At 40.1% G+C, this 19,494-nt stretch carries 21 protein-coding genes; 13 read left to right on the top strand and 8 right to left on the bottom strand.

The window, feature by feature from the left end; all coding sequences use genetic code 11:
- Positions 1 to 2: 2 nt before the first annotated feature.
- The 4 genes from NST66_RS15940 to NST66_RS15925 form a co-directional block, all read right to left on the bottom strand.
- The gene (locus NST66_RS15940) at positions 3 to 1,946 is read right to left on the bottom strand and encodes an ABC transporter permease (protein WP_340843498.1); all 1,944 of its coding nucleotides are present in this window, start codon (positions 1,944 to 1,946) and stop codon (positions 3 to 5) included.
- A complete protein-coding gene (locus NST66_RS15935; RefSeq protein ID WP_045290669.1) occupies positions 1,936 to 2,697 on the bottom strand; it encodes an ABC transporter ATP-binding protein in 762 nt (253 codons plus the stop codon). The genes NST66_RS15940 and NST66_RS15935 overlap by 11 nt, the downstream gene beginning before the upstream one ends.
- 100 nt (positions 2,698 to 2,797) lie before the next feature.
- A complete protein-coding gene (locus NST66_RS15930; protein ID WP_340843497.1) occupies positions 2,798 to 3,802 on the bottom strand; it encodes a sensor histidine kinase in 1,005 nt (334 codons plus the stop codon).
- Positions 3,795 to 4,487, bottom strand: a complete 693-nt coding sequence (locus NST66_RS15925) for a response regulator transcription factor (protein WP_340843773.1) — start codon at positions 4,485 to 4,487, stop codon at positions 3,795 to 3,797. Before NST66_RS15925 ends, NST66_RS15930 begins: the two co-directional genes overlap by 8 nt.
- Positions 4,488 to 4,657: 170 nt before the next feature.
- Between NST66_RS15925 and NST66_RS15920 the strand changes: the two genes are divergently transcribed.
- The 3 genes from NST66_RS15920 to NST66_RS15910 all read left to right on the top strand — a co-directional run bounded on the left by NST66_RS15920 (position 4,658) and on the right by NST66_RS15910 (position 7,418).
- Positions 4,658 to 5,572, top strand: coding sequence for an NAD(P)-dependent alcohol dehydrogenase (locus NST66_RS15920; RefSeq protein WP_221815769.1), 915 nt, complete (start codon positions 4,658 to 4,660; stop codon positions 5,570 to 5,572).
- A 489-nt stretch (positions 5,573 to 6,061) separates the two neighbouring features.
- Positions 6,062 to 6,256, top strand: a complete 195-nt coding sequence (locus tag NST66_RS15915; protein WP_340843496.1) for a hypothetical protein — start codon at positions 6,062 to 6,064, stop codon at positions 6,254 to 6,256.
- Positions 6,234 to 7,418, top strand: coding sequence for a M20 family metallopeptidase (locus NST66_RS15910; RefSeq protein WP_340843495.1), 1,185 nt, complete (start codon positions 6,234 to 6,236; stop codon positions 7,416 to 7,418). Before NST66_RS15915 ends, NST66_RS15910 begins: the two co-directional genes overlap by 23 nt.
- A 472-nt stretch (positions 7,419 to 7,890) precedes the next feature.
- On the opposite strand, the gene NST66_RS15905 is transcribed toward NST66_RS15910, so the two are convergent.
- Positions 7,891 to 8,355 carry a hypothetical protein gene (locus NST66_RS15905; RefSeq protein WP_340843494.1) on the bottom strand — a complete coding sequence of 155 codons (465 nt, stop codon included), beginning with the start codon at positions 8,353 to 8,355 and terminating at the stop codon, positions 7,891 to 7,893.
- A 102-nt stretch (positions 8,356 to 8,457) separates the two neighbouring features.
- On the opposite strand from NST66_RS15905, the gene NST66_RS15900 reads away from it, so the two are divergent.
- On the top strand, positions 8,458 to 9,003 hold the full coding sequence (locus tag NST66_RS15900) for a GNAT family N-acetyltransferase (RefSeq protein WP_340843493.1): 546 nt from the start codon (positions 8,458 to 8,460) through the stop codon (positions 9,001 to 9,003).
- A gap of 36 nt (positions 9,004 to 9,039) precedes the next feature.
- On the opposite strand, the gene NST66_RS15895 is transcribed toward NST66_RS15900, so the two are convergent.
- On the bottom strand, positions 9,040 to 10,428 hold the full coding sequence (locus tag NST66_RS15895; protein ID WP_340843492.1) for an alpha/beta fold hydrolase: 1,389 nt from the start codon (positions 10,426 to 10,428) through the stop codon (positions 9,040 to 9,042).
- Between the two features lie 178 nt (positions 10,429 to 10,606).
- Here NST66_RS15895 and ggt point away from each other — a divergent pair, with 178 nt between their 5' ends.
- The 3 genes from ggt to NST66_RS15880 all read left to right on the top strand — a co-directional run bounded on the left by ggt (position 10,607) and on the right by NST66_RS15880 (position 13,579).
- Positions 10,607 to 12,217, top strand: coding sequence for a gamma-glutamyltransferase (ggt, locus tag NST66_RS15890; protein ID WP_340843491.1), 1,611 nt, complete (start codon positions 10,607 to 10,609; stop codon positions 12,215 to 12,217).
- Positions 12,218 to 12,423: 206 nt separating this feature from the next.
- Entirely contained in the window at positions 12,424 to 12,924 is a 501-nt protein-coding gene (locus NST66_RS15885) for a CBO0543 family protein (RefSeq protein ID WP_071272753.1), read from the top strand.
- Between the two features lie 43 nt (positions 12,925 to 12,967).
- A complete protein-coding gene (locus NST66_RS15880) occupies positions 12,968 to 13,579 on the top strand; it encodes a CBO0543 family protein (protein WP_114896035.1) in 612 nt (203 codons plus the stop codon).
- Between the two features lie 29 nt (positions 13,580 to 13,608).
- Here NST66_RS15880 and NST66_RS15875 read toward each other — a convergent pair whose 3' ends face one another.
- The gene (locus tag NST66_RS15875) at positions 13,609 to 13,947 is read right to left on the bottom strand and encodes a hypothetical protein (RefSeq protein ID WP_071272757.1); all 339 of its coding nucleotides are present in this window, start codon (positions 13,945 to 13,947) and stop codon (positions 13,609 to 13,611) included.
- 225 nt (positions 13,948 to 14,172) lie between these two features.
- Here NST66_RS15875 and NST66_RS15870 point away from each other — a divergent pair, with 225 nt between their 5' ends.
- The 5 genes from NST66_RS15870 (at position 14,173) to NST66_RS15850 (ending at position 17,204) form a co-directional block, all read left to right on the top strand.
- A complete protein-coding gene (locus NST66_RS15870; protein WP_340843490.1) occupies positions 14,173 to 14,355 on the top strand; it encodes a hypothetical protein in 183 nt (60 codons plus the stop codon).
- 32 nt (positions 14,356 to 14,387) lie between these two features.
- The gene (locus tag NST66_RS15865) at positions 14,388 to 14,588 is read left to right on the top strand and encodes a hypothetical protein (protein WP_071272759.1); all 201 of its coding nucleotides are present in this window, start codon (positions 14,388 to 14,390) and stop codon (positions 14,586 to 14,588) included.
- 88 nt (positions 14,589 to 14,676) lie between these two features.
- Positions 14,677 to 15,015, top strand: a complete 339-nt coding sequence (locus NST66_RS15860) for a zinc ribbon domain-containing protein YjdM (protein WP_340843489.1) — start codon at positions 14,677 to 14,679, stop codon at positions 15,013 to 15,015.
- A gap of 200 nt (positions 15,016 to 15,215) precedes the next feature.
- Positions 15,216 to 16,460, top strand: coding sequence for a glutamate-aspartate/proton symporter GltP (gene gltP, locus NST66_RS15855; RefSeq protein ID WP_088048855.1), 1,245 nt, complete (start codon positions 15,216 to 15,218; stop codon positions 16,458 to 16,460).
- Positions 16,461 to 16,724: 264 nt separating this feature from the next.
- Complete coding sequence (locus NST66_RS15850; RefSeq protein WP_182005113.1) at positions 16,725 to 17,204, top strand: DUF2798 domain-containing protein; 480 nt, start codon at positions 16,725 to 16,727, stop codon at positions 17,202 to 17,204.
- 27 nt (positions 17,205 to 17,231) lie between these two features.
- Here the strand turns inward: NST66_RS15850 and NST66_RS15845 are convergent, their stop codons facing one another.
- Positions 17,232 to 18,101, bottom strand: coding sequence for a LysR family transcriptional regulator (locus NST66_RS15845; RefSeq protein WP_340843488.1), 870 nt, complete (start codon positions 18,099 to 18,101; stop codon positions 17,232 to 17,234).
- Positions 18,102 to 18,210: 109 nt separating this feature from the next.
- Between NST66_RS15845 and NST66_RS15840 the strand changes: the two genes are divergently transcribed.
- The gene (locus NST66_RS15840; RefSeq protein WP_340843487.1) at positions 18,211 to 19,431 is read left to right on the top strand and encodes an MFS transporter; all 1,221 of its coding nucleotides are present in this window, start codon (positions 18,211 to 18,213) and stop codon (positions 19,429 to 19,431) included.
- Positions 19,432 to 19,494 lie beyond the last annotated feature (63 nt).

Raw genomic sequence — 19,494 nt, 5'->3', positions numbered from 1 at the left:
CTTTAAAGAGCTTCTTTAATAATTTTTTTATAGTAAAGAACAGATAAAATACCAAAAATAGAGTACAGGGCCGTATAGACAATCATGACGATAATCATTGGTGTCCAAACCTCTGTTCCAAACCAGAACCAGCCGGATTGTACGGCAAAATAGCTGTGAAGCAAGCCTACGACTAACGGGATGCCGAAATTAAAGAGCTGCTTTATTTTTATTCCGTTTAGTAAGTCTTTTTCGGTAAAGCCTAGCTTTCTAAGAATTGTATAGTTTGGCTTTTCATCTTCACTTTCGTCCATTTGCTTGAAGTAAAGAATGCACCCTGATGTGATTAAAAATGCCAGTCCTAGAAAAGCGACAATGAACATGATTAGACCCATAGTCTGCTTTTGGCTTTTTACCGTTTCGATACGCGAATCATTGAAAGTATGATTTCCCAATTTCATTTCTTTGAAAATCTCATTTGCTTTTGGTAAGTCATTTTTTTGTGATATATCTATCCCTGTGTACACAGAAGATTCTTTTTGCACAGAAGGATTCACGTCTTTTTCCAGTTCATTAAACACAGAATCGTCTACAATCACAGTAGGCATACCGCTCGTAAAATAGGTAGATAAGAGAAATTTTCGATTTAAACCTATATACTTTTGCGGAATGATTTTTTTCTTTCCTATTAGCTCAATTTCTCCGGAATCTTTAAATGAATTTACTCGTTGAAGCATATCATTATAGCCGGTAAACAAAGTTTCATTTTGAGCTACCTTTACACCACTAACAGATTTTTCGCTAACAACTGAAAAAACCATAGCGGACGAGTCTACCATCGGGCCTTCCAAATTATTTTCTAAGATGTTTTTTACGTTTGCCTTTACTTGGATGACGTCGATCTTTTTTTCTGTGTATGCTATTTTCTTTTGATCCAGCGCCGCTTTAAACAAAGTAGCGTCTTTTGTATTATTGATAGAAAAATCGTTAGGTACATAGTCTCCAGCCGACTTTTCAGCAGAGTAATAGGAAATGTAGCTCAAGCATAAAAAACCGATAGCAAGAGCGGATACGGTTGTAATCACCGTTAGTAACAGTGCGTTTGATTTCATCCGAAACATAATGGAAGAAAGAGATAATACGTCGTTAATCGACAAATAGCCTTTTTTGCTTTTTCGCATAAGATTTAATAAAAAGCGAACGGACCCTTTATAAAACAAATAGGTTCCGATGATAACCGAAGCTAAAATGGATACCATTGCGATGGACAAAGCATTCATGCTTGTAAAAGATCCGTCAAACAATTTAGCAGAAATATAGTAGCCGGAAGCAATAAAGATCATGCCAAGAATTCCAATAATAATTTCAAGTATACTGATTTTTTTCGTTTTGCTTTCTGTCGATGAAGTAACGCGGAATAAAGCCAAAATGGTCTGTCTTTTAATAAAAAGATAGTTCATCGTCATAATCAGCAAATAGATAACGCCGAACACAATCAGCGTTTGAATCAAGGCTTCTTCAGAAAAATGAAGCTTGGCAATGCCTTTTGTATCGGTGATTTTAAATAAAATCATGATGATTACTTTTGAAAACGAAAACCCGATTAAAATGCCGACAATCAGCGAGGTAAAATACAGCATAAAATTTTCAGCCGTCAAAATACGAAAAATTTTTGTTTTGGTCATGCCAATTAGCTGAAATAAGCCAATTTCTTTACTGCGCCGCTTAATGAAAATCGTATTTGCATATAATAGAAAGATAGAAACGATGGCTACAAGTAAAACAGAAGCGGCCCGAACGGCTGCGCCTCCTTTAATGGAACCTTTGGTTGCATCAAGAGCAGGATCATACTGCAGCGTGACAAAAGCAAAATATAAAGCTGCGCTGAAAACCAGTGCAAAAACGTATAAATAATAGTTTTTTACATTCTTTTTGAAATTGCGGAAAATGAGCTGATTAATATTCATCTTGAACTCCGCCCAGTACGCCTTGCGTTTTCATAATATCTTCAAAGAAGTCTTTTCGCGTTTGGTCGCCTTTATACAGCTGCGTATAAATTTGTCCGTCTTTTATAAAAATGACTTTACTGCAGTAGCTGGCTGCCACTGGGTCATGCGTTACCATCACAATGGTTGCGCTTCTTTTGTTATTAAGCTCGGTCAGTTTGTTTAACAAATCGCTGGCTGCTTTTGAGTCAAGTGCACCGGTTGGTTCGTCAGCAAAAATCATACTTGGCTCATGAATAAAGGCTCTTGCGGCAGAGGTACGCTGTTTTTGTCCGCCCGAAATTTCATTTGGATATTTGTCTTTCAGCTCGTAGATGCCAAGCTGTTTGGCTAGCGCGTCAAATTTTTTGTGAGCTACTGCTGAAGGAGTTTTGACAACAGAAAGCGGCAAGAGGATATTTTCTTTGACTGTCAGCGTATCAAGCAAGTTATAGTCTTGAAAGATAAAGCCCAAATGTGTTTTTCGAAAGTTTGCTAACTGCTTTTCTTTCATTCTGCTAATTTCATTTCCTTCAATTTTGATGGTTCCGCCGTTGATTTTATCAATTGAAGAAAGCACGTTAAGAAGCGTCGTTTTACCTGAGCCTGAAGCGCCCATAATTCCTACAAATTCTCCTTTCATAATGGTAATATCTACACCTTTTAATACTTCTTGTTTATTAAATTTATTTCCGTAGCTTTTATGAATATTAGTAGCTTCTAATATGTTCATATGTATTCACTCCTTTGATTCGATACGTTTATTATAAAAAAAGGGAATTTCGTTTTCCTTTGATTCACCGAACAAATGACGAAAGCATGTGACATTTTTGTCACATGCTTTTTATCTCAACAAAATCATTTGATTTAGGAAAGGCAAGCGTAAATGTCGTGCCTTCGTTAAGAACTGACTTCACGCCAATGTGAATCGAAAGAGCGCGCGCAACTTTTTGAGCGAGATACAAGCCCATGCCTGTGGCACGGCTGTCTTCATGCTGCGTAGTGGAGGTGAAACCTTTCTCAAAAATGCGGGGCATATCTTGAGGAGAAATGCCCCGTCCGTTATCTTTTACCTCGATGTACACTTGACCGTGGTGCTCGTAGCTTCTAATCATCACATCAGATTCTTCACTGTACTTGACTGCGTTTGTTAAGAGCTGCCTCATAATAAACGAAAGCCACTTTGCGTCACACAGTACGTGTTCTGCCTGTAAATCCAAATCAAACCCAATATTTTTTTGCATACACCAAGCTTGCAGCGTTTTGATCTCGTTGAAAATAAGGGACTCTAAATCCAGATGTTCAATATACATATCATTTTCGATAAAGAAAATGCGCTTTTGATGCAGCTGCTGATCAAGTAAAAGGTGAATACGAAGCCATTCGAACGTCAAGTTCGCTTTAACTTCTCGATTTTCTAAGCGTTCAATTATTAAATGCATCGCAGTTAACGGCGTTTTAATTTCGTGAATCCAAGCTAACAGTTCATCTTTTTCCTGCGTCACGTACAGCTGAGTCTGCACGCCATCTTTTTTCGCTTGTTCTAATTGTTGCATCAGATTTCGCTGAACAATCTTTTCAAAGGGGCGCAGCGGATGAGAAAGAGTAGAAGAATCAAAGAAATCCTCTTCATCTTTTAACCCTTGATAAAATTTCGTTTCTTTATGATAGCGGAAGACGCAAAAAATAAGAAAGACAATTGATGATATAAACACGATATAAAGAATCGAAGACACAGGAATGGAGCTATCAATATAAGCGATAAAAAGAATAAAAAAGTGCATCATAAAAAAGAAAAGAATCCAGCTTAGACGCTCGCGAATAAAGAGTTTAATCATAGCATTCCTCTTCAATCGCTACGTAGCCTTGACCAACTTTTGTTTCAATAAACGTTCCTAGTCCAATTTCATCTAACTTTTTTCGCAGGCGATTGACGTTTACTGTCAGCGTGTTGTCACTGATAAACCGTTTATCTTCCCACAAACTATTAATCAGTTCATCTCGGCTTACAATCGTATTTTTTTTATGGATTAAGCATTTTAAAATAAAGATTTCATTTTTGGTTAAATCAATAGCTTTAGATTCCGCTGATACTTTATTTTTTTCGTAATCAATCGTTGCTCCTTGCCACGAAAGAAGGTTTACTTGTTCAACGCTGTAATTATACACGCGGCGAAGAAGGGCCTGTATTTTTGCTACAAGCACATCAAAATGAAACGGCTTTTGCACAAAGTCGTCTGCTCCAAACTGCATAGACATCACCATATCAGAAGGATGATCACGTGAAGATAGGAAGATGATAGGGATTTTTGAATGAGAGCGAATCATTCTGCACCAGTGAAATCCGTCATACTTTGGCAGCTGAATATCCATAATAACTAAATCAGGTTTTACTTCACTAAATTCCTGCATAACGCTGCTGAAATCACGAATGCCGTAAACATCATACGACCATTGCTCCAAACGCTCTTTCAGTTCGTTAAACAGCGTTGCGTCGTCTTCAATTAAAAGAAGTTTAAACAATAACACGTACCACGCTTTCTGTTTTTATACTTATTTTATAGCAATATCCTTTTATTTACCATATGTGACAGTAGATTCACCGGCGTTCTTTATAAAATGTGAAAGAATAGCTTTTGACGAGCATAGCTTATAAACATATATTGAACGCTAGTGAAAAAAGGAGAGCTGTTATGAAAGCAATGATATGTACAAAGTATGGTAAACCAGATGTTCTTAAGCTTAAAGAAGTGAAAAAGCCGGATCCGAAAGAGAATGAAATACTGATAAAAGTTCATGCCACCACGGTCACATCGGGCGACTGCAGAGTGAGGAGCTTTAATAGTCCACTATTATTATGGCTTCCTATGAGAATAGTTTTAGGATTACGGAAGCCTAGAAAACCAATACTAGGCGTAGAGCTGGCTGGAGAAGTAGAAGAAGTCGGAAAGAACGTCACACAGTTCAAAAAAGGTGATCAGCTTTTTGCGATGACAGGGATGAAATTCGGAGGATATGCGGAATATATCTGCCTACCAGAAAAAGGGACAATAGCCGTAAAGCCAGAGAATGTAACCTATGAAGAAGCCGCCTCTATTTCTTTTGGCGGCACGACGGCTCTGCATTTTTTTAGAAAAGAAAACATTCAAACCGGACAAAAAGTGCTTATCTACGGTGCTTCAGGCGCCGTAGGAACTGCCGCTGTACAGCTTGCCAGCCATTACGGAGCCGAAGTGACAGGCGTGTGCAGCGCTAAAAATAGGGAATTAGTAAAATCTTTAGGAGCAGATTACGTCATCGACTACCAAAACGAAGATTTTATTAAAAAAGAAGAAAGATATGATCTTATTTTTGATGCCGTTGGAAAACTTACAAAAAACCAGTGTAAGGAAGCGTTAACTCTAAATGGACGCTTTGTTTCAGTAGAAGGGCAAGGAATTGCGAAAGTGCAGACGGAAGATTTATTACTTCTTAAAAAGCTGATGGAAGAAGAGAGGATAAAATCAGTGATTGATAGATGTTACTCTTTAGAACAAATTCCAGCAGCTCATGAGTATGTAGAGACCGGACATAAGGTAGGAAATGTGGTTATAGTTTTAAAGGAATAAAACTACATATTTGAAAAGATGATTTGACTTACCCGGATAGTAGGTATAACATGCAGATAAGTCAACTAAACAGCTATTTAAAACCGATCGACCAGACGACTGGAGATGCTTTGAACAATCAAAGCATCTCTTTTTTTTAAGTATTGATTTCATTATAGGAGATAGCAAGGAAGATGTAGAAAGAAGATATAGAGAGCTTGCCGCTTTAATTCCAATTGATCATGCCATTACATATCTATCTCGTTTTTTTGATGACTACGACTTTCATCAATTTGACGTAGACGCACCGTTTCCAGATTTATGGGATATCGGAGCCAATGCCTTTCAAAGTACTACAAATAAAATTAAACAACCGGCGGCTGCTAGGAAATTAACGTTAAGAGAAGTCGCGCTTGAAACAATTTTGCCTCGTTCGCCGTTTTCAGGAACACCTGAGCACGTAGCGGATGAAATGCAAAATGGCATGAGCAGGAAGCAGCGGATGGATTTGTGCTTCGTCCGTTTATGAGCGAGACGTTTCATCAATTTGTGGAAAAAGTGGTGCCTATCTTACAAGAGCGTGGGCTTTACGACACTTCATATGAAAGCGATATGCTGCGCGGAAATTTAAATCTTTCCGTTCCAGCCAATCGATATAGTCAAACAAAGGGGGAGTTTGTTTATGACAGTCAAATCAATCGGTGAATACAGCGTAACAGAAAGCTTAAAAAAGCAGGTAATTGAGTGGAGAAGACACTTTCATCGCTATCCTGAATTATCGTTTCAAGAGCATCGAACGGCTCAGTTTGTTGAAGATACGCTTCGTTCGTTTGGAAGCTTTGTCATTACGCGTCTTACACCAACAAGCGTAGTGGCTAGATTAGTAGGAAAAGAGCAGGGAAAAGTGGTTGCGATTCGAGCGGATATGGACGCGCTGCCGATTGAAGAAGAAAACACGTTTGCATTTGCTTCGGTTCATAAAGGCGTGATGCATGCATGCGGTCACGACGGTCACACGGCTATTTTGCTAGGAGTAGCTTCTGTACTTTCTCAGCTAGGAAATGAATTTAAAGGAGAAATTCGATTGATTTTTCAACACGCAGAAGAGCTGCTGCCCGGGGGAGCGCAGGAACTTGTGAAAGAAGGCGTGATGGAAGGTGTGGATTATGTAATTGGTACACATTTGAATTCTGGTCTTCCCGTCGGAGAAATCGGCGTGCTTGCAGGTCCTATGATGGCTTCGCCTGACACGTTTAATATATCGATTAAAGGAAAAGGAGGACACGCCGCAGCGCCTCATGAAGCAGTTGATGCTATTGTTGTAGGAGCGCAAATTGTTACGAACCTGCAAACAATTGTTTCAAGAACGACGAACCCAATCGATAAATTAGTCGTATCGGTTACACAATTTCACGGAGGAACTACGCATAACGTGCTTCCTGATAAAGTGGAGCTCAACGGTACCGTTCGAAGCTTTGACGCCGCTCTACGAGAAAGAGTTCCGGCACAAATCGACCGGATTGTAAAAGGACTAACAGAAGCCTACCGTGCAGAGTACACCTTCACATATGAAAAAGGCTACCATCCCGTCATTAACTCTGAAGAAATTACGCGTTTAATTGAAGAAACGGCTATCGAAGAATATGGAAAAGAACGTGTTAAAACGCTGTCTCCTAAAATGGGAGGAGAAGATTTTTCAGCTTACCTGCAGGAAACGGAAGGAGCTTTTTTTAACATTGGAGCGCGAAATGAAGAACAAGGCGCTGTATACCCTCATCACCATCCGAAATTTACGGTAGATGAAGCCTCGCTTGAAGTTGGAGTAAAGATGTTTTTGCGCGTTACTGAAAAGCTGTTGGCTCGTTAAAAAAAGAGGTTCAGACATACACTTACCCAATCTAAAGACGAAAAAAGGGACAAAGGAGCTCGTATGGATTGCTTGTGACACGCCTGTTGGTTTCCGTGCAAGACTTCGCTTTCCGCGGGCGGCCGATGAGTCTCCTCGTCGCATACGCTCCTGCGAGGTCTTACTTCTTCCACTTTCCCCGCAGGAGTCTTCGTCTTGTCCTCCAACCAACAGCTAGAAGCTACTACATAGATTAAATCTACGTCCGTCATCACAATAAAAAGATCCCAACGGTTTATGGTTCGGATCTTTTTTCAACTAAACTACGTTTGTCCCACCCACTCTTCTTTACGCCATCTTACTTCGTATCTTTATAATTCGTCGCAAAACCTGCTGCAATTAAACCAATTAAACCCAGCACTCCTACAATGACGGTTATGACCATTACGTTCACCTCAGTCGCTCTTAATAATACGCTTTCAATTGTTTAATTTTACCATAAGTCTTCATATGAAAGAAGCTTTTCTTTTAAAGGCTCTAGCTTTTTAAATTTTTGATCATAGCTTTGCCGTTTTAACATGTCGTTGGTTATTATCAGCGCATCTTCTTTACGCCCTGCATACAAGTAAGCTTCAATGACTTCGTCAAATCCTTCTGAGTAAGGGAATTTTTCATATTTTGCTAGCTTAAATGAGGCATCGTAGTGTTTTGTTGCTTCTTCGTATTGCTTTAGTTTTAAAAGCATACGCCCATTTGCTAAATGTAAATCAGCTCGTTCTAAATCGGTAAGGGTATGGAGTTCAATTCCTTGGTTACGTATATCAAGAGCATCTCCATAGCGCTTTTTCTCTTCCAGCTCAAACGCTCTCTCGTAAAAATGATCAAACTTCGTTAGCGGTCTCCTTGATTTATAGAACTTGTAAATGCCGTATAGAATCAAAAGCAATAACCAAAGCAATTCCTTCAACTCTCTTTCATTTCTTTATGTATAATATTTATAATAAAGGAAATTAAAACTAATTGATAGATTGAATGAAAGAAATACATGTGGAGGTATAGGATGGTCATCAATCAGCAGATTTACCATGTAAAAGGACTTCAGTACATCATTCGTTCAGCTCACGTTAGCGATGCAAACGAACTGTCTCACCTAAGAGTTCAGCTAGATGGAGAAACGGAAAACTTAGATCGTGAATCAGGAGAAGGGTATATGGACGAATCCGACTTTGAAAAACTTATTCAACGTGACACAGAAAGTAAACGAAACTTATTTTTAGTAGCGGTTGTACATAATGAAATTGTCGGATTTTCAAGGTGCGAAGGCAACGAGTTGAAACGATTTTCCCATAAAGTAGAGTTTGGCGTATGCGTCGCAAAAGCATGTTGGGGATACGGAATTGGCAAAGGACTTTTACAGCAATCCATACTGTGGGCAGATAGCGCGGGCATGAAGAAAATGACGCTGAACGTGCTAGAGACCAATAAAAAAGCGATTGATTTATATGAAAAGTTAGGGTTTGAAGTAGAAGGAGTATTAAAAAATGACAAGGTGCTGTCAGACGGCAAGTACTATAATACGGTTGTGATGGGGCGGTTTAATGGATAAAAGAACAAGGCGCTGGAAAAACAGCGCCCTGTTCTCTTATTTTTTTGTTTCACGAACCCATTTCACAATATCATCAATGACATAAGAAGGAATGTTGGCTGAAACAGCATATTCATCGGGCGTGCTTTTTTCACCGGTTCCTTCTGTGAAAAAGTGGTTGAGCTTTGGATAAAGCTTAAAAGAAGTGTCGGAACGCTGTGATAAGCTTTGTTTCCAGCCTTCAAAATCTTCGGTCGTTACTTGGTAATCACGCGCTCCTTGTAAAAAAAGCAGCGGCGTATGCTGAGATTTTGCAACTTCTGCAGGGTGCCAGTGAGCTAAGTCATACCAAAAATAAGGCGTGCCAAGCAGAAATTCTTTTGGCGGCTGAGCTGGCGAAAAGCTTGGGTCTTGCAATATGGCAAACTGCTGCTGGAAAAAAGCAAGCTGCTCTTTCGGAAGCTGATTCAACGATACAAGATAGGCAAATTGTTCGAGCATTAACTCTGGAAGTGTGCGGCTCGGTGCAGCAAGTAAAACAGAGCCGCGAACGCTTTTATCCGGCGTTTGATTTAAAATCCGAGGCATCATCATGCCGCCTTGACTGTGTCCCAGTAAAAAAATATTGCGGCTGTCGATGCCTTTTTGTTTTGCCATTGCTTCCACTGCGAGTACGGCATCATCCGTTGTTTCATCGTCAACGTTTATTTTATTTTCACCGGACATTTTAGCTGTATGTTCGTATGTACGCTTATTATAGCGTAAAACGGCAATCCCTTGAGAAGCCAGTCCTGAAGCCAGATCTCGAAACGGCTTTAAGCTCATAAAGGTTTCATCTTGATCAGAAGGACCTGATCCGTGAACTAAAATGACAACGGGTACATTTTGATGTTTTGAACGTGTTGGAAGAGTGAGCGTTGCTGGAAGTTCGTAAGGTGCTTTGCCGATTGAAAGCTGTTTTTCACTGTAGTTCTTAGGGGTGTCATAAGGCGGTGTGGAAAATGAAAACTGGCGCTCCTCCGGTACGATTCGCCAATCATCAATTTGACGATTTTGGCTAAAGCGAACGGTTAAAGTAGCTGATACGTGTTCAAATTCAATGGGAATGTCTATGTTTCGATGAACGGTATTGACGTCACCTTGCACAGCTGTCCCAATCTTTTTTACAGCACCAAGCTGAGCCGTTAGAGATGACCACCATGTTTTTAAGTTGTCTTCACTCATTTTTGCCTGCAGGCTGCGGTTAAAGTAGCGCGTAGCTTCTTTTGTTTTTCCGTTCGCTACATTCGTTAAAAATGCGTTTGCTCGTTTGACTTCAACTTTTGCTGAGTGATGAGCAGCATTCGCCGCTGCTTCAGCTTGAACGGTTGAAGTGGATATAGGGAGTACTTGAAGCCCGAGTGCTAAAGAAACAGCGAGTGGAAGGGCAGCTTTTACTTTTTTCATACATCATCCTCCTTGGCAATTCTTTTACTCTACCAGTATACCAATTTTAGGTAAAAAGAGTCATGTCATTCTGAGATAAAAAGAAAGGCGATGCGCCGTAAATATGGTAAAATAAAGAAGTTTAATTATTTAGAAAATTAAAAATAAATTCGAAAGTGTAAAAGAGGAGGAGCTTTTTATGAACTATGATCCGCAGTATCATCCGTATCCATCATCCCGAGTGCCGGTCTATGCTAAAAAAGGAATGGTAGCTACATCTCAGCCGCTTGCAGCGCAGGCAGGTCTTGATATCTTAAAAAAAGGCGGCAATGCCATTGATGCAGCAATCGCAGCAGCGGCGAGTCTTACCGTATTAGAGCCCGCATCAAATGGAATCGGAGGAGACGCTTTTGCGCTTATTTGGACTAATGATCAGCTTTACGGACTGAATGCTAGCGGACCTTCTCCGCAGTCTATTTCCATTGACGCACTGAAGGAAAAAGGATACAAAGAAATTCCTAAGTACGGAATGATTCCCGTTACGGTTCCCGGTGCTCCGGCTGGTTGGGCTGCTTTATCAAAGCGATTTGGTAAACTGCCTCTTTCTCAAGTGCTGGTGCCTGCTATTCAATATGCCAAGGAAGGATTTCCACTAGCTCCTACTCTCGCTAAACAATGGAAGCAAGCGTACGATACGTTTAAACGAGTACATACAAGCGAAGAATTTGAATCGTGGTTTCAAACGTTTGCGCCAAATGGTCGAGCACCAAAAGCAGGAGAGATGTGGTCATCTACTGATCACGCTCGTACGCTTCAGCTCATTGGTGAGACAAATGCAGAAGCCTTTTATAAAGGTGAGCTAGCGGATCGTATTGATGCATTCAGCAAAAAATATGGCGGCTTTTTATCCAAGGAAGATTTAGCTGCTTATAAGCCTGAGTGGGTGAATCCTATTTCCGCTCACTACCGTGGATATGATGTGTGGGAAATTCCTCCGAACGGTCAAGGGCTTATTGCATTATTGGCATTAAATATCGTAAAAGGCTTTGAGCTCCAAGAAAAAGATGCGGTGGATACGTATCATAAACAAATAGAAGCGATAAAGCTTGCGTTTGCGGATGGAGAAAAATACATTACAGAAGAAGCAAAAATGACCGTGCCGGTTAGTGAACTGCTGTCTGATACATATGCAAGCTATCGCCGCAGCCTTATAGAAGAGCATGCCCTGCAGCCTGAAGCAGGAGAACCTGTTGGAAGCGGAACGGTGTATTTAGCCACCGCTGATGAAGAAGGCAACATGGTTTCATTTATTCAAAGCAATTATATGGGTTTCGGTTCTGGAATCGTTGTGCCAGAAACGGGAATTGCCTTGCAAAACCGCGGACATAATTTTTCAATGGATCCCAATCATGATAACTGCCTTGCTCCTAATAAAAAAACGTTTCATACCATTATTCCAGGCTTTCTCACTAAAAATAATGCACCAGTAGGACCTTTTGGCGTGATGGGAGGGTTTATGCAGCCGCAGGGGCATATGCAAGTTGTTATGAATACGATTGACTTTCACCTTCATCCTCAAGCCGCTTTAGACGCGCCAAGATGGCAGTGGAAAAAAGATAAAACGGTGCTTGTAGAGCCGGCTTTTCCTTCACACGTAGCACAAGCGCTTGAACGAAAAGGACATAAAATTGAAGTAGCCGTGGATTCGATGGCATTTGGGCGCGGACAGATTATTTGGAGAGACCCTGAAAGCGGCGTGCTATGCGGAGGAAGTGAATCACGAACGGATGGATTTGTAGCTGGATGGTAAGAACAAAATAGATCAAGGAAGAAGCCCGTTTTGAGTAGAGTCGGGCTTTTTTCATGTCTCAACCATATGTATAAATCTCTTCAAAGAACTGAAAACTAAAACAAAGATGTATGTACGTAAAGAGAAAGTGATTAGAACAACCGTCTTAAGCTGCCAATCGACACGAAGGTATACTACCAACACTTGGTGAAAGGAGCGAAAAGGTTATGAGAAATAAAAAATTTGAAGTGGATTTTTTACGTACAATGCTGATTATAGGGCTGGGAATGCTGCCTTTTTTATTTAGAAAACCACCGATCAAAGACTGGCTGCTGGCTTATGCATTTAATGCATTAACAAATGGTATTATTGATAAATTTATTGTCTCTCACGGCCTTCTTCGATATCCAACTCGCTTGCTGAAAAAACAGTTTAGAATTAATGTGTTGTTCGACTTTTTACTGTATCCTAGCATATCCGTTATGATTAATCAGGCTACGTATCACGATAAAGGGTTAAAAATCTTATATAAAATTGTGCTTTTTACGATTCCCATGTTTTTTATTGAATTATGGGCTGAAAAACGAACGAAGCTCATCGAATGGAAAACAGGCTGGATGTGGTACCACACCTTTATTAGCGTAACATTAAAATCCTATCTTAACCGGCTGCTGATTGGATGGATTCGGAAAATTGAAAAGAAGCAGGACGAAATGAAAATAAAATAACATAACATTGGTTCTAAAAACGACGTTAGAGAGGTGAACAAAGGTGCATATTTCTGTCCTTCTATGGCTGATTTTTCAAAATATCCACAAGAAAACGTGGAAAAAAATTCACGAGCTGTATGCTGGGGTTTTATACGTGAGCTTTTTTAATATTCTTTACTACTTTTTGTGTAACGATAAGTTGCTTTGGGATTTTAAATCTTCTCATCTTTCATTAAAAGGACTGCGTATTTTACACCTTATATTTATTACACCTCTCATGATTTTGTCGTTCTTAGCTACCTATCCGTCTACGCTCGCTAAGCAGGTGAAATATATTACAAAGTGGGTATGTACAGCTTCGTTTGTAGAATGGGTTGGGCTCAGGTGCAAGGGGATTACATTTAGGCACGGCTGGCATTTGGGGTGGTCAGCGCTTATTTATGTAATGATGCTTATCTTCTCGAGATGGTTTCAAAAAAAGCCTTTTGCGGTCTTGTTGCTCTCAGTTTTAGCAACGGTGGTTCTCAGCATTATTTTTAAAGTCCCCATTAGCAAACGAATGCTAAAACATCCGTTGAAACGAATATTAACTCGCCCTTTAAAAGATCATGTAACTCAAGCTGTTGCTAACAAAGTAAAGAGAAAATGCCTGCTTCTAAAGCTGTTTTCGTAAGTGCCTGCTCTCTATAAAGAGCAGGTTTTTTAGCTCACGGGAGGAATAACGTCCGTTAGCAGCAAAATGAAAAAAATCAGGCCCACTCCCGTAAAGCTTAAAGAAGCAAGCAGATAAGCCGTCCAGCGCAAACGAAACGGATTATGTTCAATATTGGCTCCAGACATTAACCTCATGGAATGAGTTTTATAGTGAGAATGAGCGCTGTTGCTTCCGCTGCTTGAAAACCAAAAAGTCAAAACTGAAAACAAAAGTCCGCTAAAAAACATAAGCTCAATAAAGCGAATAGACAAAAATGATGAGCACGCATAGGTTAATCCAGCTTCAACAAGCAGGGTAATAACAAACACAAGCTGAGGTTTCTTCAAAAAATCCCCCCTTATTCTCTTTGTCTACTTTTAATTATACAATAATTTACATATATAAAAAAGTCTCAAAAGTGCTTTTATTATGATATAATGGTAATTATTGTATGTTTAAAAAGGGTATTCGAAGTCTTACGCATCACGATTAGAAGTTCTTTTATAATAATGACACTGATGATAGACGCAGCGTTTAGTTTCAAGTACGTAGAATGAAAGTGAGGAATATGTGTGGACTTAGGAGAGACAGTGATTGCCATACTGGCAGCGGGAGCACTGCTGTTATACAGGACGTTAGAGCTTTGGTTTGCACCTCGTAATTCTTCTTTTTTTAAAGGGTGGAAGCAAAAGCTAGCCGTCATTTTACCGTTATACGGAGTTACATTTGGCATATGGTTCGCGTTTTGTTCGTAACAAAAAAGTCTTACAAAAAGGAGGAATGAAAAATGGAAATCAATTCATACCTCATTCGTTTTTCATGTATGCTAATGCTCATGTTTGGTGGATTATTCGTTATTCAGTATGTAAAAACAGGGGACTTTTATTTAGATCAGCTTCTTGTCTTTGGAGCGGGTTTTGTTCTGTTTATCGGCTCACTTATTTGGAAAAGAAAACATCAGCAGCAAGGGAATAGAAAAGCTTGTTAAACTTATAAAAATGTGACAGTATAAAACAGATAAAAAAACGTAATCTCGTGATCTTGCTAACGTTTACGAGCTGCTGGAGGAAAAGAAAATGAATGTACCTAATTGTCCAAGCTGTCAATCACAGTTTACATATGAAGATGGAAACCTGTTCGTCTGCCCAGAGTGTGCGCATGAATGGGGGCAAGATGAAAAAGCAGAAAGCATGGAAGAACAGCTTACTGTAAAAGATGCAAACGGTAATGCTTTAAAAGACGGAGATTCAGTTACTGTCATTAAAGACTTAAAAGTAAAAGGAAGCTCATCGGTTGTAAAGATCGGAACGAAAGTAAAAAGCATTCGTTTAGTAGAAGGCGATCATAACATTGACTGCAAGATTGATGGATTTGGAGCGATGAGCTTAAAATCTCAGTTTGTGAAAAAAGCATAACGATAAAAAAGTCAGGATGAAGAAGACTTTCATCCTGGCTTTTTTCTATGTATCTTAACGGACAAAGCGAAATATATAGACCGTTTTGTCTATTTTAGAAGGAATTTAACTAAATGTCCCGAACTTACTTAAAGTGTCTGAGGATTTGGATATTAATGGAATGGATGTCCGTTTCATGAAGACAAAGGGGAGGGAGAAATATGAAAAAGTTTTTAGCGTTTCAAATTTTAATTGCATTAGTAATTGGAGCTGTTATCGGGCACTTTTTTCCGGACTTCGGGATGGCTTTAAGACCGGTAGGAGACGGGTTTATCCGCCTCATTAAAATGATTGTGGTGCCGATTGTCTTTTCAACCATCGTCATAGGTGCTGCGGGAAGCGGCAGTATGAAACAAATGGGGAGTTTAGGGTTAAAGACGATTATTTGGTTTGAAATTATTACTACCATCGTATTAGGAATTGGGCTGCTGCTAGTGAATTTGCTGAAGCCCGGAATAGGCCTCGATCTTTCTCATCTTGTTAAAAAAGATATCGGTGAATTGTCTCAGTATACCGACAAAGTCGTGGACTTTAAACAAATGATTTTGAACATCATTCCAACGAATATCATAGATGTGATGGCAAAAAATGATTTGCTGGCAGTGATTTTCTTTGCTATTTTATTCGGTGTTGCTGCCTCAGGAGTTGGCAAAGCATCTGAACCTGCAATGAAATTTTTTGAATCTACCGCTAAAATTATGTTTAAATTAACGCAAATTGTTATGGTCACAGCGCCTCTTGGTGTACTAGCGCTAATGGCTGCATCTGTGGGGCAATACGGCATTGTCCTTCTGCTTCCAATGCTGAAGCTAATTGGAACCGTCTTTTTAGGCCTTTTTATTATTTTATTTGTTTTATTTCCGCTTGTTGGGTTTTTGTTCAAATTCAACTACTTTGAAGTATTCAAAATGATTTGGGATTTGTTTCTTATTGCCTTTTCAACAACAAGTACCGAAACCGTGCTGCCACAGCTGATGGAACGGATGGAAAAGTACGGATGCCCTAAACGAGTGGTGTCGTTTGTTATTCCGTCGGGTCTGTCGTTAAACTGTGATGGCTCCACGCTGTATTTATCCGTTTCATGCGTCTTTTTAGCACAGGCTTTTAACATCGATATGCCATTAACTCAGCAATTATTTATGATGCTTATACTAGTAATGACAAGTAAAGGAATCGCGGCTGTCCCGTCAGGTTCACTAGTTGTTCTTTTAGCAACAGCCAACGCAGTAGGTCTGCCGGCTGAAGGAGTCGCAATCATTGCAGGAGTGGACCGCATCATGGATATGGCCAGAACAGGAGTTAACGTTCCAGGCCACGCCATTGCCTGTATCGTCGTCTCGAAATGGGAAAAAGTATTTCGAACCCAAACACCAATTCCGCCTGCATCTCACACGGAATCTCTATAAAACCAACCCCGCTTTAGCTCATAAAGCGGGGGTTTTTTGTTAAATCTCCAAACATTTATTAACGATGTAGACTAGAGTAATTTGCCATACTCAGCCCTACTCAAAAAAAGAGCACGCGCCGCTTAGGTCTAAAAAAAATGCCCTGTGACTGTTTTTGGTCACAGGGCATTTTTTTAGATGAATGTTCACAAAATGTTCACTTACGAAGAAGGAAGATAAAAAGCTATACTAAGCCAAGTAAAAAACGTGAAAAGGATGAGGAATGTGCCCACAACTAAAAAAGAAAGTATGTATTTTGGAATGATGATGTGCGGAGGGATGGTGCTTGTGATGACGATGTATAACATGTTCATAAATGATGTCATCGGGCATATCACACTTGCTGAAGGTATTTTGAATTTGGTTATCACATTTGTAGTTGCCATGATTATCGAAACTTTCGTAGTAGGTCCCGTGGCAAAAAAAGTAGCATTTTCACTGCCGTTTGATAAGTCTAAACAGTTAAAAGTCGTGTTGATTTTATCATCATGTATGGTGATTGGAATGGTGCTTTCCATGTCTGTATACGGATTAATTACGATGTCACTTACGAAAGGTTTAGACGGAGAGCCGCTTCTTTCAAGCTATGCGTTGATCGTTATGAAAAACTTTATCGTAGCCTATCCGCTTCAGCTTCTCATTATGGGACCTTTAGTTCGCGGATTGTTTATGAAATTTGTTAAGAAGAATCCCGCCGCTGCTTAAGTCAAAACCCTAAGAACGCCTATTTTCTTAGGGTTTTGTTGTGCAAAGCTGTTCAGTCAGAATAGAAGAAAATTCACGTAAAGCCGCCGATACAAAGGCACCTTTTCGCGTAATAAAAAAAGTAGGAACCTTTCTATATGGCTGCGGCAGCGGAGTTAACGTTAATGAATGGTTATAGTTAGATACAATAGATTTCATCATTACAGCTACGCCCATACCTGCTTTTACACACCCAATAATGGCTTCAATCGTACCAAATTCTAATATGCGTTTTGGAAATACGCCTTCTTTTGTCAACAGCATTTCTAACGTATGTCGATATGCGCATCCGCTGCTGAAAGCTAATAGGTTCATATCGTTTAGGCTGTAAAAAGAAGGAAGAGGATGCCGGCTCACAAGTACAAGCTCTTCATCTCGAGTAAATAAAGAGTTTAGATCGGGATGGTCACAGCTGCCCGCCACAAATGCGCCTTCAAGTTTTCGTTCTAAAACCAGTTGAATAAGAACATCGGTTGTATGTGTTTCTAAGATGAAGTCTACATTAGGATAGGCAGTGCAATAAATAGAAAGCAAAGGCGGCAGCCGAAGAGCCGCGGTGGATTCAGTTGCACCTATTTTTAAAGGTCCTATCGGCGTGTGCGAGCTGCTTTGCACAGCTGCCGTGGCTTCATTGGTTAAACGAAGAATTTGTTCAGCATAACGATGCAACAGCTCTCCGCTGGAAGTTAACGTTACCCCTTTACCGCTTCGTTGGAAGAGCTGTGTACCCAGCTCCGCTTCTAATTGCTGAATTCGCATCGTCACATTCGACTGCACGTAGCTTAAGCTTTTGGCAGCTTTTGAAATGTTTTTTTCTTCTGCTACCGTTGTAAAAACAAGCAAATCTTTTATATCCATCAAATCTCCTCCTGCAGCTATCATTTTTATTGATGACTTTTATCTTTATTGCTTATTTTACATGATATCACCGCTACTCTACACTGAAAGTAAAGGTGGAGGAGAGAAAATGAGCAGACAAAAAGCTTCTTATAAGTGGATGATTTTATTTATTGCCACGCTTTCTCAGGCGTGTGCAACGTTTGTCACGTATGGGGTAGGACCATTGGCAGCGCTTTGGCAAAGACTATATGGTTTATCGCAGTTTCAAACAGGACTGCTCGTATCAGCTGTTCAAATTGGTCCGATTTTTTCCATGCTGTTCTTTGGAAACTGGATGGATCGCTATGGAGAAAGGTGGCTTGTAGGAGGAGGATCTATTTTGCTGGGGATAAGCATGCTTTTTTCCTATAGAGCCGATCATTATTTGTATCTAACAGGCGTGCTTCTTGCAGCAGGCGTGTGGTATGGAACAGCACAGCCAGGAGGAAGCAAAGCCGTGGTGAAGTGGTTTCCTTCTCATCATAGAGGCCTTGCCATGGGGATTCGGCAAACGGGAATTCCCATTGGAGGCGCTGTTGCTTCCGCGGCATTACCGCTGGTGTTTTATCAATACGGGTGGCATGGGGCTGTTCTCGTACAGGCTGCGGCAGCTATTGGGGGCGGTCTTCTTTTTTTAGTATTCTATCGAGAATACCCCTCATCGCCAGAAAAAAAAGAAACATTTACGCTTCGTCAAAAAATCATGCGTATTTCTCAAGATAAAACGCTCTATCCCTTATTCTTTGTAGGTGTTTCAATGATTTCCCTTCAAATGATCATTGTGGCGCACTTTATGAGCTATTTAACGAAAGTCATAAAGATGGATTTTACTTCAGCGGGCATGTTGCTGAGCGTCACACTGTTAGGGGGAATGATTGGGAGAATTGCTTTAGCCTGGCTAAGCGATCATGTGTATAACGGAAATCGAAGAACACCTTTGCAAGCGACGGTTTGGGTGACTGTAGGACTAATCATAGCTATTTCTTATATTGGATTTACTTTGCCTTTTTGGCTACTAGCTGCAGTTTGTTTTAGCCTTGGCTTTTTTGCAATTGGCTGGTTTAGTTTGTTTATCGTGTTAATAGCAGAAAAAGCCGATGATCGTTTTATTGGTTTAACAGTAAGCATTGCGTTAACGCTCAATCAATTTGCCATCGTGCTCGCACCGATTTGGTTTGGGCTCCTTGTGGATTGGTTCCGGAGCTACGCGTTGGCTTTTATTACGGTTGCATGCTTCATTGCTTGTGGAGGGATATGGTTAAAAAAAGAGCGAGTTCATTCATTTTTAAATAAAAACGTCACTAAATGAAAAGTGATTTGGCGTTATTTATTTAGGAATACTTACTCTGTAAAACGTTTCAAAGTAATGCTC

The organism is Priestia sp. FSL W8-0524 (genome assembly GCF_038005965.1).
In the GTDB taxonomy this organism is placed as follows: domain Bacteria; phylum Bacillota; class Bacilli; order Bacillales; family Bacillaceae_H; genus Priestia; species Priestia zanthoxyli.
Note: the sequence above shows the minus strand (reverse complement) of the source record. Positions and strands in the feature narration are given on the sequence as shown.

What these genes read in the sequence shown, in the direction of transcription:
- NST66_RS15940 (WP_340843498.1), bottom strand. Translation starts at nt 1,946, where the DNA reads ATGAATATTAATCAGCTCATTTTCCGCAATTTCAAAAAGAATGTAAAA.
- NST66_RS15935 (WP_045290669.1), bottom strand. Translation starts at nt 2,697, where the DNA reads ATGAACATATTAGAAGCTACTAATATTCATAAAAGCTACGGAAATAAA.
- NST66_RS15930 (WP_340843497.1), bottom strand. Translation starts at nt 3,802, where the DNA reads ATGATTAAACTCTTTATTCGCGAGCGTCTAAGCTGGATTCTTTTCTTT.
- NST66_RS15920 (WP_221815769.1), top strand. Translation starts at nt 4,658, where the DNA reads ATGAAAGCAATGATATGTACAAAGTATGGTAAACCAGATGTTCTTAAG.
- NST66_RS15910 (WP_340843495.1), top strand. Translation starts at nt 6,234, where the DNA reads ATGACAGTCAAATCAATCGGTGAATACAGCGTAACAGAAAGCTTAAAA.
- NST66_RS15900 (WP_340843493.1), top strand. Translation starts at nt 8,458, where the DNA reads ATGGTCATCAATCAGCAGATTTACCATGTAAAAGGACTTCAGTACATC.
- NST66_RS15895 (WP_340843492.1), bottom strand. Translation starts at nt 10,428, where the DNA reads ATGAAAAAAGTAAAAGCTGCCCTTCCACTCGCTGTTTCTTTAGCACTC.
- ggt (WP_340843491.1), top strand. Translation starts at nt 10,607, where the DNA reads ATGAACTATGATCCGCAGTATCATCCGTATCCATCATCCCGAGTGCCG.
- NST66_RS15885 (WP_071272753.1), top strand. Translation starts at nt 12,424, where the DNA reads ATGAGAAATAAAAAATTTGAAGTGGATTTTTTACGTACAATGCTGATT.
- NST66_RS15865 (WP_071272759.1), top strand. Translation starts at nt 14,388, where the DNA reads ATGGAAATCAATTCATACCTCATTCGTTTTTCATGTATGCTAATGCTC.
- NST66_RS15860 (WP_340843489.1), top strand. Translation starts at nt 14,677, where the DNA reads ATGAATGTACCTAATTGTCCAAGCTGTCAATCACAGTTTACATATGAA.
- gltP (WP_088048855.1), top strand. Translation starts at nt 15,216, where the DNA reads ATGAAAAAGTTTTTAGCGTTTCAAATTTTAATTGCATTAGTAATTGGA.
- NST66_RS15845 (WP_340843488.1), bottom strand. Translation starts at nt 18,101, where the DNA reads ATGGATATAAAAGATTTGCTTGTTTTTACAACGGTAGCAGAAGAAAAA.
- NST66_RS15840 (WP_340843487.1), top strand. Translation starts at nt 18,211, where the DNA reads ATGAGCAGACAAAAAGCTTCTTATAAGTGGATGATTTTATTTATTGCC.